Source organism: Hymenobacter bucti, assembly GCF_042681145.1.
In the GTDB taxonomy this organism is placed as follows: Bacteria; Bacteroidota; Bacteroidia; order Cytophagales; family Hymenobacteraceae; genus Hymenobacter; species Hymenobacter bucti.
Genome location: NZ_JBHUFD010000001.1, coordinates 846588 through 858855 on the forward strand (window position 1 = coordinate 846588; position 12268 = coordinate 858855).

The following is a 12268-nucleotide window of genomic DNA, read 5'->3' on the forward strand; positions in this document are numbered from 1 at the left end:
CCTTTGCCCGGTTAGCCGACGGCTACTAGTTTTTCTTGTTCGATGAGGCTGTGTAAGTCGTTGTCAATCACTTCGCGCTGGCGGTCGGCGAGCTGCAAGAAGCTGGCGTAGGCCATGTTCAGCGCGGGGCGCTCTAGGTTGTAGCCCAGCTTCTGGAGGCGGTAGGCGAGGGCCGCGCGGCCCGAGCGGGCAGTGAGCACGATGGTCGAATCGACGGCACCAACTTCCTTAGGGTCAATAATTTCGTAGGTTTCGCGGCACTTAATTACGCCATCCTGGTGGATGCCGCTGCTGTGCGCAAAGGCATTAGCGCCCACGATGGCCTTGTTGGCCTGCACTGGCATGCTCATGAGGTGCGACACGAGGGCCGACGTTTCGGTGAGCAGGCGCGTGTTAACGTCGGTGTGCAGGTTCAGCGTGGGGTGCTGGCGCAAAATCATCACCACTTCTTCGAGCGAGGTGTTGCCGGCGCGTTCGCCCACGCCGTTGATGGTGCACTCTATCTGACGCGCGCCGTTGCTGACGCCCGCGATGGAGTTGGCCGTGGCCAGCCCTAGGTCGTTGTGGCAGTGCGTCGAGAGAATGGCGCGGTCAATACCTTTCACGTTCTCGTACAGGTACTTAATCTTGGCGCCGTACTCGTGGGGCAGGCAGTAGCCGGTGGTATCGGGGATGTTGAGCACGGTGGCGCCGGCCGCAATGGCGGCTTCGCACACGCGGGCCAAGAACTCGTTGTCGGTGCGGCCGGCATCTTCGGCGTAAAACTCCACATCTTCGACAAAGCTCTTGGCGAGCTTCACGGCGGCCACGGCGCGGGCCAGCACGTCTTCTTGGGTGGTGCGCAGCTTCTGGAAAATGTGCAGGTCGGAGGTGCCGATGCCGGTGTGGATGCGCGGGCGGCGAGCCGAACGCAGCGCGTCGGCGGCCACGCGAATGTCATTCTCGACGGCGCGGGTGAGGCCGCAGACAGTGGCGTGCTTGGTTTGGGCGGCGATGGCGGCCACGGCGGCGAAGTCGCCGGGGCTCGATACCGGGAAGCCAGCCTCGATAACATCGACCCCTAGGGCTTCGAGCTGCCGGGCAATAACTAGTTTCTCCTGCTGGTTTAGCTTGCAGCCCGGCACCTGTTCGCCGTCGCGGAGCGTGGTATCGAAAATCTGAATTTTTTGCGTCGCCATAGGAGTTGAAAACCTGCCAGCACGGGGCCAGCTTTGTTATTGCACTGCAAGTACCAGGATTTTTCGAGGGGCGAAAAACATTTTTTAGTGTTTTCTATTATTTCCAAGTGAGTAAATTATTTCATTATTGCTTTGTCAATCAATAATTTAGCGGGTAGTATTTTACAATGCCTAATAAAGCCAGCGACCCCGTTTTTCAGCTGATAAAATCCCTGACGCAGTCCGAAAAGCGTCATTTTCGCCTTTTTACTAACCGCCAGGGTTCCACCGAAGGCCTAAAATTCCTGCAACTCTTCGATGCCTTCGATGCCCAGGAGCAGCTAGATGAGGAGCGCGTGCTCACCCAGGTGCCCACGCTCAAGCGCGCCCAGCTCGCCAACCTCAAGGCCAATTTGTACCGGCAGCTGCTGGCCAGCCTGCGCCTTTACCACGCTGGCCAAAATCTGGATATTCAGCTGCACGAGCAGCTCGACTATGCCCGCGTGCTCTACAACAAGGGCTTCTACCAGCAGGCGCTGCGGATGCTGGCCCGCGTGAAGCTGGCGGCCCAGCAGGCCGAGCTGCCGCACGTAGCGCTGCTAACCATTGATTTTGAGAAGCTTATTGAGTCGCAGTACATCACGCGCAGCTTGCAGGGGCGGGCTGAGTCGCTGGCGGCCGAGGCTACGGCCACGGCGGCGCACCTCAGCCAGCAGCACGCGCTGTCCAACGCGTCACTGCGGCTGTACGGGCTGTATCTGCAAACCGGCCACGCCCGCAACCAAGCTGACCACGAGCAGTTTACGGCGTACTTCCGGGCGCACGTGCCGGCTAGTATCGGGCGCAACAGCGGGTTTTGGGAAAAACTGTATTTCTACCAGGCGCACGTGTGGTACCACACCATTAACCAGGAGTTTCGGGCCTGCTACCGCTACGCGCAAAAGTGGGTGGACTTGTTTGAGCAACAGCCCGACCTGAAAGAAAGCCAGACGATGCTCTACATCAAAGGTTTGCACAACCTGCTGGCGTCGCTGTTTAATATGATGTATTACAGCCGTTTTCGGGAAGTGTTGCAGACGTTGGAGGACTTTGGCGCCAACCAAACGCGCCGCGCCACGCCCAACACCGAGGCGCTGCTGTTTCAATACATCTGGACCAATCGCATCAACGCTGTTTTTCTGGAGGCGCGCTTTACCGAAGGCGTGGAAATGGTGCCCGAGCTGCTGGAGCAGCTTGGGGAGTACAAGTCGCAACTCGACCTGCACCGTACGCTGGTGTTCTACTACAAAATTGCCTGCTTGTACTTCGGGAGCGGGCAGTATAAGCAGGCCATCAAGTACTTAAACCGCATTATCGACCACAAGGACCTGAGCCTGCGCGAGGACTTGCAGTGCTTTGCGCGCATCCTCAACCTGGTGGCGCACTTCGAGGATGGGCAGGATGCGGAGCTTGAATACCAGGTGCGCTCGGTATACCAATTCCTAGGTAAGATGAACGACCAGCAGCCGATGCAGGTGGAGGTATTCCGGTTTCTGCGGCGGGCCGGGCACTTTGCACCTAATCAGCTGCGCGAGGAGTTTGGCAAGCTAAAAGCCAAGCTGGAGGCGATAGCCGCCCGGCCCTTTGACCGGCGGCCGTTTCTCTACTTCGATATCATCTCGTGGCTCGAAAGCAAGGTGTCGGGCCGCTCGGTGCAGGAGGTGATGCAGCAGAAATTCCTGACGATGAAGTAGGACCTAGGGGGCCAAATGAGGGCTTTCACGTAAGTCTTACCGGTGAAAGTACCGGGCCGAGCCGGGGCCAAGCCTAATTGCAGGCAACAAGCTAGCCCCGCCCTGGCCCGGCTGCTCGAATGAGCGGCGCTAGGGCGGCAGGACGGGGCCAGGCAAATGAAAAGTTGTTTTCAACACGCTGCGAGCCAGCGAGGAAGAGAGCGGTAGCTAAGCCAGCAAGAAGGAAATGGCTAAGCCTGTTTTCATAGCTTAGAAAGAGCGCAGTACGCACCTACCGTGACCAGGTATTTGCCCTGCAAAGGTGGCCCTGGGGCAGTGGCTGGTTTTAGCGTATAAATACCCATTTTGCCGACCCCCGTATTTATACGGGGGTGCCACTAGCCCTCAAGCAGGCCGTGGCGCACGGCGTACACGCCCAGGCTGGCCACGTTGGGCGAGCCGGTTTTTTCGAGCAGGCGCTGGCGGTGGCCGTCCACGGTGCGGCTGCTCAGGAAGAGCGCCTCGGCGATGTCGGCCGTGGTGCGGCCCTCGCAGATGAGGCGCAGCACATCGAGCTCGCGCGGGGTGAAATGTACCTCCTCGCTGAGGCTGAGGGGCGCCGGGCGGGCCGGCTGCTGCACGCCGCGCAGCATGGCCTTCGACACGCGCTCGGTGAAGTGGTGGCCGTTGGTGAGCACGTCTTCGAGGGCCTGGGCGAGCTGCGGCTGGTCTACGTCTTTGGGGAGGTAGCCGCGGGCGCCGAGCTTCATCATTTGGGTGATGAACTTATCGGCCGAGAACATCGAGAGCACGATGATTTTGAGGTCGGGAAACTCACCTAGGAGCGCCTGGGCCACTTCGGGGCCGTCCATGCCGGGCATTTGCAGGTCGAGCAGCAGCACGTCGGGCAGGCGCTGGCGGCACAGGGCCAGCAACTCGCCGAACTCGCCGGCCTCCACCACCGACTCTACGTAGGGCAGCGCCTGCAAGATGTAGCGCATGCCCTGCCGAAACAGCGGGTGGTCGTCGAGCAGCGCTATCTGCACCGGGGTGGTAATCGTGGCCATGTAGGGCGGTGGGGAGAAGAATGCGAAGTGGAGAAGCTGCTGAACGTGCCCTAGGTGCTGCCTGAAACGGTTTTTAGCCTGGTGGGTAGTGGCGCGTAAAGTTCGCGCCATTAGCCAGCGGGCGAAGCAATTTCGACTACCGTGCGCACGCCCTGGCCGGGGGCCGACTGCTGGCGCAGGCGGGCTTGCAGCAGCTGCACGCGCACCTCGATGCTGCGCAGGCCGGCGCCCTTGGTGGCGGGCTGGCCATCGGGGCCTAGGTAGGTGGCGTCGAAGCCGGGGCCGTCGTCCTCGACCACCAGCGTAAGCAGCGGGCCGCGCTGGCGCAGCAGCACATCGAGGCGGGTGGCGCCGCGGGCGTGCTTGAGGGCGTTGTGAATCAGCTCCTGGCAAATGCGGTAGAGGGCCAGCTCCTGGGCTAGGGCCAGCGGCTGGAGGTAGTCTACCTCCAGCTCGATGTCGAGGGTGCCGGTTTCGTTGCTGACATCTACCAGGTGCTGGAGGGCGTCGGCGAGGCCGTAGCGGGCTAGCACGGCCGGGAAGAGCGAGTGCGAGATGCTACGCACATCGTGCACGGCAGTGCCCATTATCTCCTTCACCATGCCGAACAGCTCGGGGCGGTTGTCGGTGGGCTGGTCGCTTTCGAGGCGGTTGACGAGCATTTTGGCGGTGGCGATGGTCGAGCCGATGCCATCGTGCAGGTCGCGGCCGATGCGCTCGCGCTCGTGCTCCTGGGCCTCGATTACGGCGGCCAGCAACTGCTGCTGGTAAGCGGCCTCGGCGGTGCGCAGGGCCAGCTGCTGCCGCAGCAAGCGTTTCTGGTACGTGACCACGAAGAGCACCAGCGCTCCGGCCGCCAGCAGCATCAGGCCAATGCCCGTGAGCAGCAACTGGCTAAACTCTACCTCTGCGGGCGCATCCATAAAGCCAGGCAGCAGCTGCCGTAAAACACGAAAAGTAAAGAAATCCGCACCAAGCTAAGGGTGATAAGCTGCGCCTGAAGCGGAACGTGGTGCAAAATGTAATTGCCGAACAGTGACAGCTGCAAATCGCCCAGCGTGTAAATCACGGTGCCCACCGACATCCAGAAGAAAGGGTCGCGCCCGAGGCGCACCACCCGCAGCTCGTTGAGCAGCTTCTGAAAATACAGCCCTGCCAAGCTCAGCATTAGTAAGTCGCCGATAACCTGCACGCTCGGGGTGTAGCGCACGGTGCCGAGCCCGGCGAGCGTATCGAACAGCACGTAGCTGCTAAAAGCGCCCAGTACCCAGGGCATCAGCCGGCTAAAGGCCGCCGACTGCAAGGCGTAGCTATACGCCAGGGCCAGCAGCCCCACCGTGCCAATGGCATCGAGCGGGAGCAGAAACAGGTTTGACTGAAAGTGAAAAACCTTAATTAAAGACTTGTTGACCACTTCCATGAGCGTCTCGAAGCCGGCAAACCAGGTAAGGGCCCGCAGGCTAGGTGGCAGCTGGCGAAAGCGGGTGAAGCCCCGCAGGCTAGCCCCGGCAATAACGACCACCGTCAGCCCCCAGGCCAGCGTAACGTACACAGGCGCAGTTGTCATATCCTAGGTGAGGTGCTGGCCGCCGCGGGCACCACGCGCTCTTGGGTAGGGGATATCCACAGCGCCACGCAATACGATAAGTAGAGGACAACATTGAACAAATTGCGCACGCCCCAAAAAATAATCATTTGCAGCTGTTCTGAGCAATGTGCAAGTAAGTAATTGCTAGATAAGTAGATAAGTAAATTTCCCAGCCCATACACTGTCAACCCTATCGACACCAGAAAGAAAGGGTCGTGTAAAAGGTGCTCTACCTGTAAGTCATTGAGCAGCTTTCTAAAATAAAAGCCTGCCAGGCCCAGCATTAGTAAGTTGACGATGGTGGCTACGCCAACCGCATAGCGAACCATCCCGAACTGGCTAAAGCTAACTGCCAATGCATAAGCCGTGAACAAGCCCAGCAGCCAAGGTAGTACTCTATTGAAAGCGGCAGATTGCAATGCCTGGCGATAGGCCAGCCCCAGCAGCGCCAACTCGCCGATGGAGATAAAGGGAAACATAAATAGATTGCTCTTCAGCTTTACTACATCATGTAGAAACTTGACAGTCAGCTCCATTGATGTATCGAAGCAGGCGAGCAGCGTGATGTAGCGCAGGCTGGCCGGCAGCTGGCGATAGCGCGCTAAGCCAATCAAGCTGGCAACTATGGCCAGCCCGATAGTGAATGAGATGAAATATTGAAGGTATTCCCTAAGCATGGGGATTGTTTAAGCTGCAAATTGAGTACAGGTCTACTAGGCGCTTAGCCTGGCGGATTAGGCTGCGCCATATCATAAGAAGACCCGCCCGTAGTGCCGCTGGCGTCGTCGTCGTCGGTGACCTTGCCAACCGGCGGAAATAGGCGCCCCACCAGCCCGAAGGTTTGGTGGGGCTGCTCCAGGTTTTCGGGGTAGGCGGGGTAGTAGCTCTTGAGGCTGAAATACAAGCGCAGGCTAAAGACCATGCCGGGAGCGGGGGGAGCCGGTTGCTGGGCCGGGAAGAGCGGGTCCATAAAATCGCTCAGCTCGAAGGTGTAGCCTTGCAGCGGCCCGTAGGCGGTCCCGAACAGGCGCGGGCCCAGCTGCTGCTGGGGCGCGGCCCAAGCCCGGAGCCAGACCTTGGCCAGGTTGAAGGACACTAGCCCCGCTGCGTCTTCACTTAGGAGCTCGTCGGTTTTGGGGGCGGCCACCCAGGCGGCGGCGCCCAGGTAATAGGCCGAGATGCGCCCGCCCAGCGCGTCGGTGGCAAACAGCACTACCCGAAAGCGCGGGCTGTCGCCGGCCACCTCGGCGGGCAGCAGCACAAAGCGCGCGGCCACTCGCCGGAGGCCGACCGTGGAGAGCAGCGGTACGAGGCTATCGACTAGGTCGAAGCTGACATGCGTTTGCCGCAGTTTGCCGGCGGGTTGGAAAAGACGCTGTACTTCGCCGGCGCCGTCCCGGCTGATAAACTGCGCCCAGGCGGCGGCGTAGGTGTCAAATTCTGCTTGGGTAAGAAGCGTGTACACAGAGAAGAAAACGGGGTAGTTAAACGATTGAATCAGAGTTAGCTCACCCCAAATGTAGGAGCTTTTCTTGCATTATAGCGCAGTTTAGCTAGATTTTACCGAGCAACTCAAGCCAGGGCCGGCCCCACCAGAGGGCCCTTAGTTGGGTGGCCGGCCGGGCATTGGCGGCTGCCTACTCCCCAAAACTAGCCTAGGTGGCGGAGGCTGGGTAATTTCGGCTGTAAGTTGCGCCCGTGCCCATGCTGCCCCTTCTCTTGCCCTGTCGCCTACCCGCCAGTCTCCTTCTGCTGGGGCTGCTGCCCCTCACCTCGGCCTGCGGCCAAAACCCGCCCGCCACCGCGCCCGCCCAGCCCGGCGTGGTGCGCGACTCGGCCACCGGCCGCGCCGATATGCCCTGGCTGCGCCAGCAGCTCGACAGCTCTACCACGCTGCGCCGCCAGCAGGTGGGCGTGGCCCTGGCCGACGCCACCACCGGCGAGGCGCTGTTCGGCTACAACGAGGCCAAGTACTTCACGCCCGCCAGCACCATGAAGCTGCTGAGCCTCTACGCCGGCCTCACGCTGCTGCCCGACTCGCTGCCCAGCCTGCGCTACTTCTCGCGGGGCGATACGCTGTTCTTCCAGGGCACCGGCGACCCCACGCTGCTGCACGGCGACGTGCCCTCGCGCCGGGCCTACACCTTTCTGGCCACCCGGCCCGAGAAGCTGCTGGCCTACTGCGACATCGCCACCGAGCCCGCCTACGGCCCCGGCTGGACCTGGGACGATTTTAATTACTACTTCCAGCCCGAGCGCACGGCGTTTCCGCTCTATGGCAACACGGTGCGCTTTTATGCCAGCGCGCCGCTGGTGGTGCGCCCTCGGCCGGGCGCGCCGGCCCAGGCGCTGCCCCAGCGGGTGCGGGTACACCCTAGGGCATTTGCGCCGCTCACGGCCGCGGCCGGCCCCGATTTCCGCCTCTCGCCCGACCAGGACGACGAGATGCACGTGTACCGGGCGCAGCTCGAAAACCGCTTTACCTACCGCCCAGGTCCCAAAAAGTGGATAGATGAAGTGCCCTACCGCACCAGCCGCACGCTGTTTTTGCGGCTGCTCGGCGACACGCTGCGCCGCGCCATCGTGGGCACGGCCTGGCGCCCGCGCCCCGGCCAGGACAGCATCCGCACGCTGCGCGGGCTGCGGGCCGACTCGCTCTACCGCCGCATGCTGCGCGTGAGCGACAACTTTTTGGCCGAGCAGCTTTTGCTGATGACCAGCAGTCGCCTAGGCTACCGCGACTCGCTGAGCGGGGCCCGCGCCATTCGCTACCTGCTCAAAAACCAGCTGCGCGGCCTGCCCGACCGCCCCGACTGGGTCGATGGCTCGGGCCTGTCGCGCCTAAACCTGCTGACGCCGCGCACCCTCACGGCCCTGCTAGCCCGCCTGCACCAGCAGGTGCCCGAGCCGCGCCTGCTGAGTTTGCTGGCCGGCGGCGGCGGCCAGGGTACGCTGCGCCGCCGCTACTTTGAGGTCGGCCCGCCCAAAACGCCGTGGCTGTGGGGCAAAACTGGCACCCTCACCCACACCTGCAACCTGGCCGGCTACGTGCGCTGCAAAAGCGGCCGGCTGGTGGCCGTCACGTTCTTCAACAACAGCATTCCCGGTAGCGACCAGGCCACCCGTAATGCCATGGAGCGCCTGCTGCGCGAGGTGCGCGAGCGGCTGTAGCCAGCGGCCGCTGCTGCGCCCGGCCGCACTTTTGTAAGAGACTTGTTCCGGCATTAAAAGTCTTGCTAAAGCAGGTCATCCGTCACTGCGTTCAGCATGACCTGCTTTAGCACATTTTTCCTAAATTCAGGAACAAGTCTATCCGCTAAAAAGGCGGTAGAGGGCGCTCAACCTTTTTAAAGCATGGCATTAAGCAAATATTAAACAAGTTTATTCCTGGTAATGAGTAATATGGGTGCGCTGGCAGCAGCCTGAATAGTGGCGGGGCTGAATACTTCCGCATAGTAAACCCTTGCGTTGGCAGACGCGAAAGGGAGGTTAAGCTAGAACGGCCAAGCGGGCCTGAAGCGGTCAAATAATTTTGTATCACTAAAACGGCGGTGGATATCCGGGCTCAGAATTGAATGAGCTACTTATTGGATGTCAACTATTTGTAGACGCCGTTTGCTCGCTCTGATATAGTATTTGCTCTTTTTTTCTGCTACATGTTCTGCCTACCTACTTCTGCTCTGCTACCTGCTTTTCGCCGCCTTACCCTAGCTGGTCTCGGCTTGCTGCCCCTCGCCGCCTCTGCCCAAACCATTCTGGCGGTCTCGCGCACTCAAGCTGCTGCTGGCGCCACGGTTACCATCACGGGCACCGACCTCAATAAGCTTACGTCGGCCATGATTAACGGCCAGCCTATGAATATAGCCAAGTCGTCGTATAGCTCGGTTGATGTGATTGTGCCGGTAGCGGCGGCTACCGGTCGTATCCGCCTCACCTCGGCCACCGGCACGGCCCTCACGGGCACCAAGCTGGGCATCACCCGGCAGTCGTCGGCGGTGAGCTACGGCCAGGTTTCGACCAGCGTTACGGGCATGAATGCGGCCGGCAGCTACTCGACGCCCGCCATGGGCGACATTGATGGCGACGGGCTGGTTGAGCTTATCCAGGGGCAGGGCGATGGCACCATTCTGGTGTTTGAGCAAACGGCGGCCAAAGCGGAGACTTTCGGCGCGGGCACCCTGCTCAAAAACGCCGATGGCACGACCCTCGACGTGGGCAGCTTTGCCAAGCCTACGCTGGCTGACCTCGACGGCGACGGCCTGCTGGAGCTGCTGGTGGGCGAAGACACCGGCAACATCTTGCGCTACGAGCAAACCGCCGCCACGGGCACCGGCGCCCTTGCGTTCACCAAAACTACGCTCTTCACCAACCCCTTCGGCGCGGCTACGGCCAGCGTACCCAACGGCGGCTCGTACCCCCGCCCCACGGTGGCCGACCTCGACAATAACGGCCTGCTCGACGTGCTGGTGGGCAGCAACGACGGCACCCTGCGCCGCTACGAGCAAACGGCGGCTAATGCGGCTACCTTCACCGCCCTGGGGCAGATGAAGCTGGCCAACGGCACTGTTATCGACGCCGGCGACGTGGACAAGCCCCTGCTGACCGACTACAACGGCGATGGCTACCTTGACATGCTGCTGGGCAACCGGGCCGGCAGCATCGTGCTCTACACGCAGTCGGCCGCCAATTCGGCTACCTTCCAGCTGGTGGGCAACCTGACCACGAACGGCACCACGGCCATGAGCCTGAGCGGCGTGGGCGGCTACGCGGCCCCGGCCATTACCGACCTCGATGGCGATGGCCTGCTCGACCTCTTCGTGGGCAACGGCAACGGCACGATACAGCGCTTCGAGCAAGCGCAGTCGGCCACCACGCCCACGCTGCTGGCCGGCGCCCTCACTAACCCCGCCCCGCTGCCCGTGGTACTGACCTCCTTCACCGGCCAAAGCCTGGCTACCGGCAACGTGCTGCGCTGGACTACCGCTTCGGAAGCCAACAGCGATTACTTCGAAGTAGAGCGTTCGTTTAGCGGCCAGGCGTTTGTGAAAATCGGCCAGCTGGCGGCCGCCGGCACCACCAGCGCCGCCCACAGCTACCAGTTTGCCGACGACGCTACGGCCGCTGGCACCAGCTACTACCGCCTGCGCCAGGTGGACCTCGACGGCACCAGCACCTACTCGCCCATCGTGACGCTGGCCGCCAGCTCCGCCGCCGTAGCCCGCCCTGCCAAGCCCGTTGCTTACCCCACCGTCTTCACCAGCGAGCTAAACGTGGCTTTGCCCGGCGCCGAAGCCCAGGCCGCCACCGTGGCCCTGCTCACCGCCGACGGCCGCCCCGTGTACAGCCGCACCGTGCAGCTGGGCACCGCCCCCCAGGCCCTGGCCGAGCTGCCCACGCTGGCCCCCGGCGTGTACTTGCTGCGCATTGCCACGGCCGCCGGCGCCACCACCCAGCGCGTAGTGCGCAACTAATTCACTCACGCAACCCCTGCTTACCCAAGCAAAAAAGGCTGGCCCCCTACCTAGGGAGCCAGCCTTTTTTGCTTGGGTAAGCATAATTAAAATAAATCGCGCAGGTTGTGCCAGAAGCCTTGCTCAGGCGGTGCGGGCAAGCCAGCTACCACTGCATCGAAGCCAGCCAGGTGGCGATTACCTAGGTATGCCGCATCGGTAGCAGCCAAAGCTAGCGCGGCTAGTAGGTCAGGCGCTTGCACTACTTTGCCGGGCACGGGCTGGGTGACGCATGTGCCTCGCGCCAGCTCGATGACCAGCGGCTTGGCGCTTAGGCTTTCGCAGGCCGCTACAAAGTGGGCTAGCTTACTTTGAGGCAGCGCGCCGGTGGTCAGATGATTTCTAAAGGGCACAAACGACCATAGAGCTACGTGGCCGCCTGCCGCGCTTCTTCTACCTTTGCGGCCCCTCCCAACTACATACCCGAGCTTCTATGCCCCTTCCCCGCATGCGCCAGCTGCGCCGCGATAAAACCCTTTTTGGACTGGCGATGAACGCCGTCCGGCTGCACCTGGAAGAACACGACCGGCTAGCCCAGCAGCCGCAGCTGCGCGAAGAGCCCGACGATATACTGCGCCTCATCCAGCAAAGCATCGACCAATGGGTGGGCCTGGCCACCAGCTACCTCATGGGCAAATTCCGGTGTTCGACCACGCAGGCCATGGAGCTGCTGGGCGAGCTACTAGCCGACATGAAAGCCGGTATTCCGGTGGGCGAGTTGCGGCAGGTGCCGTTTCAGCACGCACTGGCCTTGCCGCGTGAGCTGCTGGCCGAGCCAGCGCCCGGGCAGCCGGACCAGCCGCCGGCCGCGGCCGAGTAGTACTTAATAAAACGGCGGTGCTTCAGGCTGAAGCACCGCCGTTTTGGTAGTGAAAAGAAGCGTTAGCTGCCTAGTTGCGCCAGCGCCTGCGGCGGCGTCAGCACGGGCAGGGTGCCGGTCGCGAAGCCTTTCGGGTCGCGGGTGATGACGGCTTCGATGGCGGGTTCAGCCTCTAGCCAAAATCAGCTGGTGCCTGCACCGCCCCGAATAGGCGCTGGATGCGCGGTGATAGCGGCCGACTAGGTTCGGCCGCTGGCTGCGCTGCTACTGTGGGGCGTATAGTGGATTGCAAAAATTGCGTTACCAGCGCCTCCAGGTTCTGCCCATTTTGGTGGGTATACTCACGGGCTGCTTGCACTAGGTCGTCGTCGAGAGTAAGAATGAGCTGAGACATAACAAAAGCTGGGTTTTCTA

General features: G+C 61.7%; 12 protein-coding genes. 4 read left to right on the forward strand and 8 right to left on the reverse strand.

Annotated features, from left to right (window positions below):
- Positions 1 to 11: 11 nt before the first annotated feature.
- Positions 12 to 1178 (reverse strand): 2-isopropylmalate synthase, encoded by a 1167-nt coding sequence (locus ACFSDX_RS03445; protein WP_382311781.1) that lies wholly within the window; start codon positions 1176 to 1178, stop codon positions 12 to 14.
- A 167-nt stretch (positions 1179 to 1345) separates the two neighbouring features.
- Here ACFSDX_RS03445 and ACFSDX_RS03450 point away from each other — a divergent pair, with 167 nt between their 5' ends.
- Entirely contained in the window at positions 1346 to 2890 is a 1545-nt protein-coding gene (locus ACFSDX_RS03450; protein WP_382311782.1) for a hypothetical protein, read from the forward strand.
- Between the two features lie 377 nt (positions 2891 to 3267).
- Here the strand turns inward: ACFSDX_RS03450 and ACFSDX_RS03455 are convergent, their stop codons facing one another.
- The 5 genes from ACFSDX_RS03455 to ACFSDX_RS03475 are packed head-to-tail and all read right to left on the reverse strand — an operon-like array spanning position 3268 to position 6989.
- The gene (locus ACFSDX_RS03455) at positions 3268 to 4047 is read right to left on the reverse strand and encodes a response regulator transcription factor (protein WP_382311783.1); all 780 of its coding nucleotides are present in this window, start codon (positions 4045 to 4047) and stop codon (positions 3268 to 3270) included.
- On the reverse strand, positions 4047 to 4859 hold the full coding sequence (locus tag ACFSDX_RS03460) for a sensor histidine kinase (protein WP_382311784.1): 813 nt from the start codon (positions 4857 to 4859) through the stop codon (positions 4047 to 4049). Before ACFSDX_RS03460 ends, ACFSDX_RS03455 begins: the two co-directional genes overlap by 1 nt.
- Positions 4838 to 5503 carry a hypothetical protein gene (locus tag ACFSDX_RS03465; protein ID WP_382311785.1) on the reverse strand — a complete coding sequence of 222 codons (666 nt, stop codon included), beginning with the start codon at positions 5501 to 5503 and terminating at the stop codon, positions 4838 to 4840. Before ACFSDX_RS03465 ends, ACFSDX_RS03460 begins: the two co-directional genes overlap by 22 nt.
- Positions 5500 to 6201 (reverse strand): hypothetical protein, encoded by a 702-nt coding sequence (locus ACFSDX_RS03470; RefSeq protein ID WP_382311786.1) that lies wholly within the window; start codon positions 6199 to 6201, stop codon positions 5500 to 5502. The genes ACFSDX_RS03465 and ACFSDX_RS03470 overlap by 4 nt, the downstream gene beginning before the upstream one ends.
- 44 nt (positions 6202 to 6245) lie before the next feature.
- Complete coding sequence (locus tag ACFSDX_RS03475) at positions 6246 to 6989, reverse strand: hypothetical protein (protein ID WP_382311787.1); 744 nt, start codon at positions 6987 to 6989, stop codon at positions 6246 to 6248.
- Between the two features lie 239 nt (positions 6990 to 7228).
- On the opposite strand from ACFSDX_RS03475, the gene ACFSDX_RS03480 reads away from it, so the two are divergent.
- Both ACFSDX_RS03480 and ACFSDX_RS03485 read left to right on the forward strand, forming a co-directional pair.
- Positions 7229 to 8695, forward strand: a complete 1467-nt coding sequence (locus tag ACFSDX_RS03480) for a D-alanyl-D-alanine carboxypeptidase (protein WP_382311788.1) — start codon at positions 7229 to 7231, stop codon at positions 8693 to 8695.
- A gap of 485 nt (positions 8696 to 9180) precedes the next feature.
- Positions 9181 to 10995 carry an FG-GAP-like repeat-containing protein gene (locus tag ACFSDX_RS03485; protein WP_382311789.1) on the forward strand — a complete coding sequence of 605 codons (1815 nt, stop codon included), beginning with the start codon at positions 9181 to 9183 and terminating at the stop codon, positions 10993 to 10995.
- Between the two features lie 86 nt (positions 10996 to 11081).
- On the opposite strand, the gene ACFSDX_RS03490 is transcribed toward ACFSDX_RS03485, so the two are convergent.
- Positions 11082 to 11387 carry a hypothetical protein gene (locus tag ACFSDX_RS03490; RefSeq protein WP_382311790.1) on the reverse strand — a complete coding sequence of 102 codons (306 nt, stop codon included), beginning with the start codon at positions 11385 to 11387 and terminating at the stop codon, positions 11082 to 11084.
- Between the two features lie 80 nt (positions 11388 to 11467).
- Here ACFSDX_RS03490 and ACFSDX_RS03495 point away from each other — a divergent pair, with 80 nt between their 5' ends.
- The gene (locus ACFSDX_RS03495) at positions 11468 to 11854 is read left to right on the forward strand and encodes a hypothetical protein (protein ID WP_382311791.1); all 387 of its coding nucleotides are present in this window, start codon (positions 11468 to 11470) and stop codon (positions 11852 to 11854) included.
- Between the two features lie 172 nt (positions 11855 to 12026).
- On the opposite strand, the gene ACFSDX_RS03500 is transcribed toward ACFSDX_RS03495, so the two are convergent.
- Positions 12027 to 12248: a DUF6364 family protein gene (locus ACFSDX_RS03500; RefSeq protein WP_382311792.1), complete on the reverse strand. Its 222-nt coding sequence runs from the start codon at positions 12246 to 12248 to the stop codon at positions 12027 to 12029.
- Between the last annotated feature and the right edge of the window lie 20 nt (positions 12249 to 12268).

Coding starts and splice junctions, on each gene's coding strand:
- ACFSDX_RS03485 (WP_382311789.1), top strand. CDS start 9,181: ATGTTCTGCCTACCTACTTCTGCTCTGCTACCTGCTTTTCGCCGCCTT.
- ACFSDX_RS03480 (WP_382311788.1), top strand. CDS start 7,229: ATGCTGCCCCTTCTCTTGCCCTGTCGCCTACCCGCCAGTCTCCTTCTG.
- ACFSDX_RS03495 (WP_382311791.1), top strand. CDS start 11,468: ATGCCCCTTCCCCGCATGCGCCAGCTGCGCCGCGATAAAACCCTTTTT.
- ACFSDX_RS03450 (WP_382311782.1), top strand. CDS start 1,346: ATGCCTAATAAAGCCAGCGACCCCGTTTTTCAGCTGATAAAATCCCTG.
- ACFSDX_RS03500 (WP_382311792.1), bottom strand. CDS start 12,248: ATGTCTCAGCTCATTCTTACTCTCGACGACGACCTAGTGCAAGCAGCC.
- ACFSDX_RS03460 (WP_382311784.1), bottom strand. CDS start 4,859: ATGGATGCGCCCGCAGAGGTAGAGTTTAGCCAGTTGCTGCTCACGGGC.
- ACFSDX_RS03445 (WP_382311781.1), bottom strand. CDS start 1,178: ATGGCGACGCAAAAAATTCAGATTTTCGATACCACGCTCCGCGACGGC.
- ACFSDX_RS03455 (WP_382311783.1), bottom strand. CDS start 4,047: ATGGCGCGAACTTTACGCGCCACTACCCACCAGGCTAAAAACCGTTTC.
- ACFSDX_RS03465 (WP_382311785.1), bottom strand. CDS start 5,503: ATGACAACTGCGCCTGTGTACGTTACGCTGGCCTGGGGGCTGACGGTG.
- ACFSDX_RS03470 (WP_382311786.1), bottom strand. CDS start 6,201: ATGCTTAGGGAATACCTTCAATATTTCATCTCATTCACTATCGGGCTG.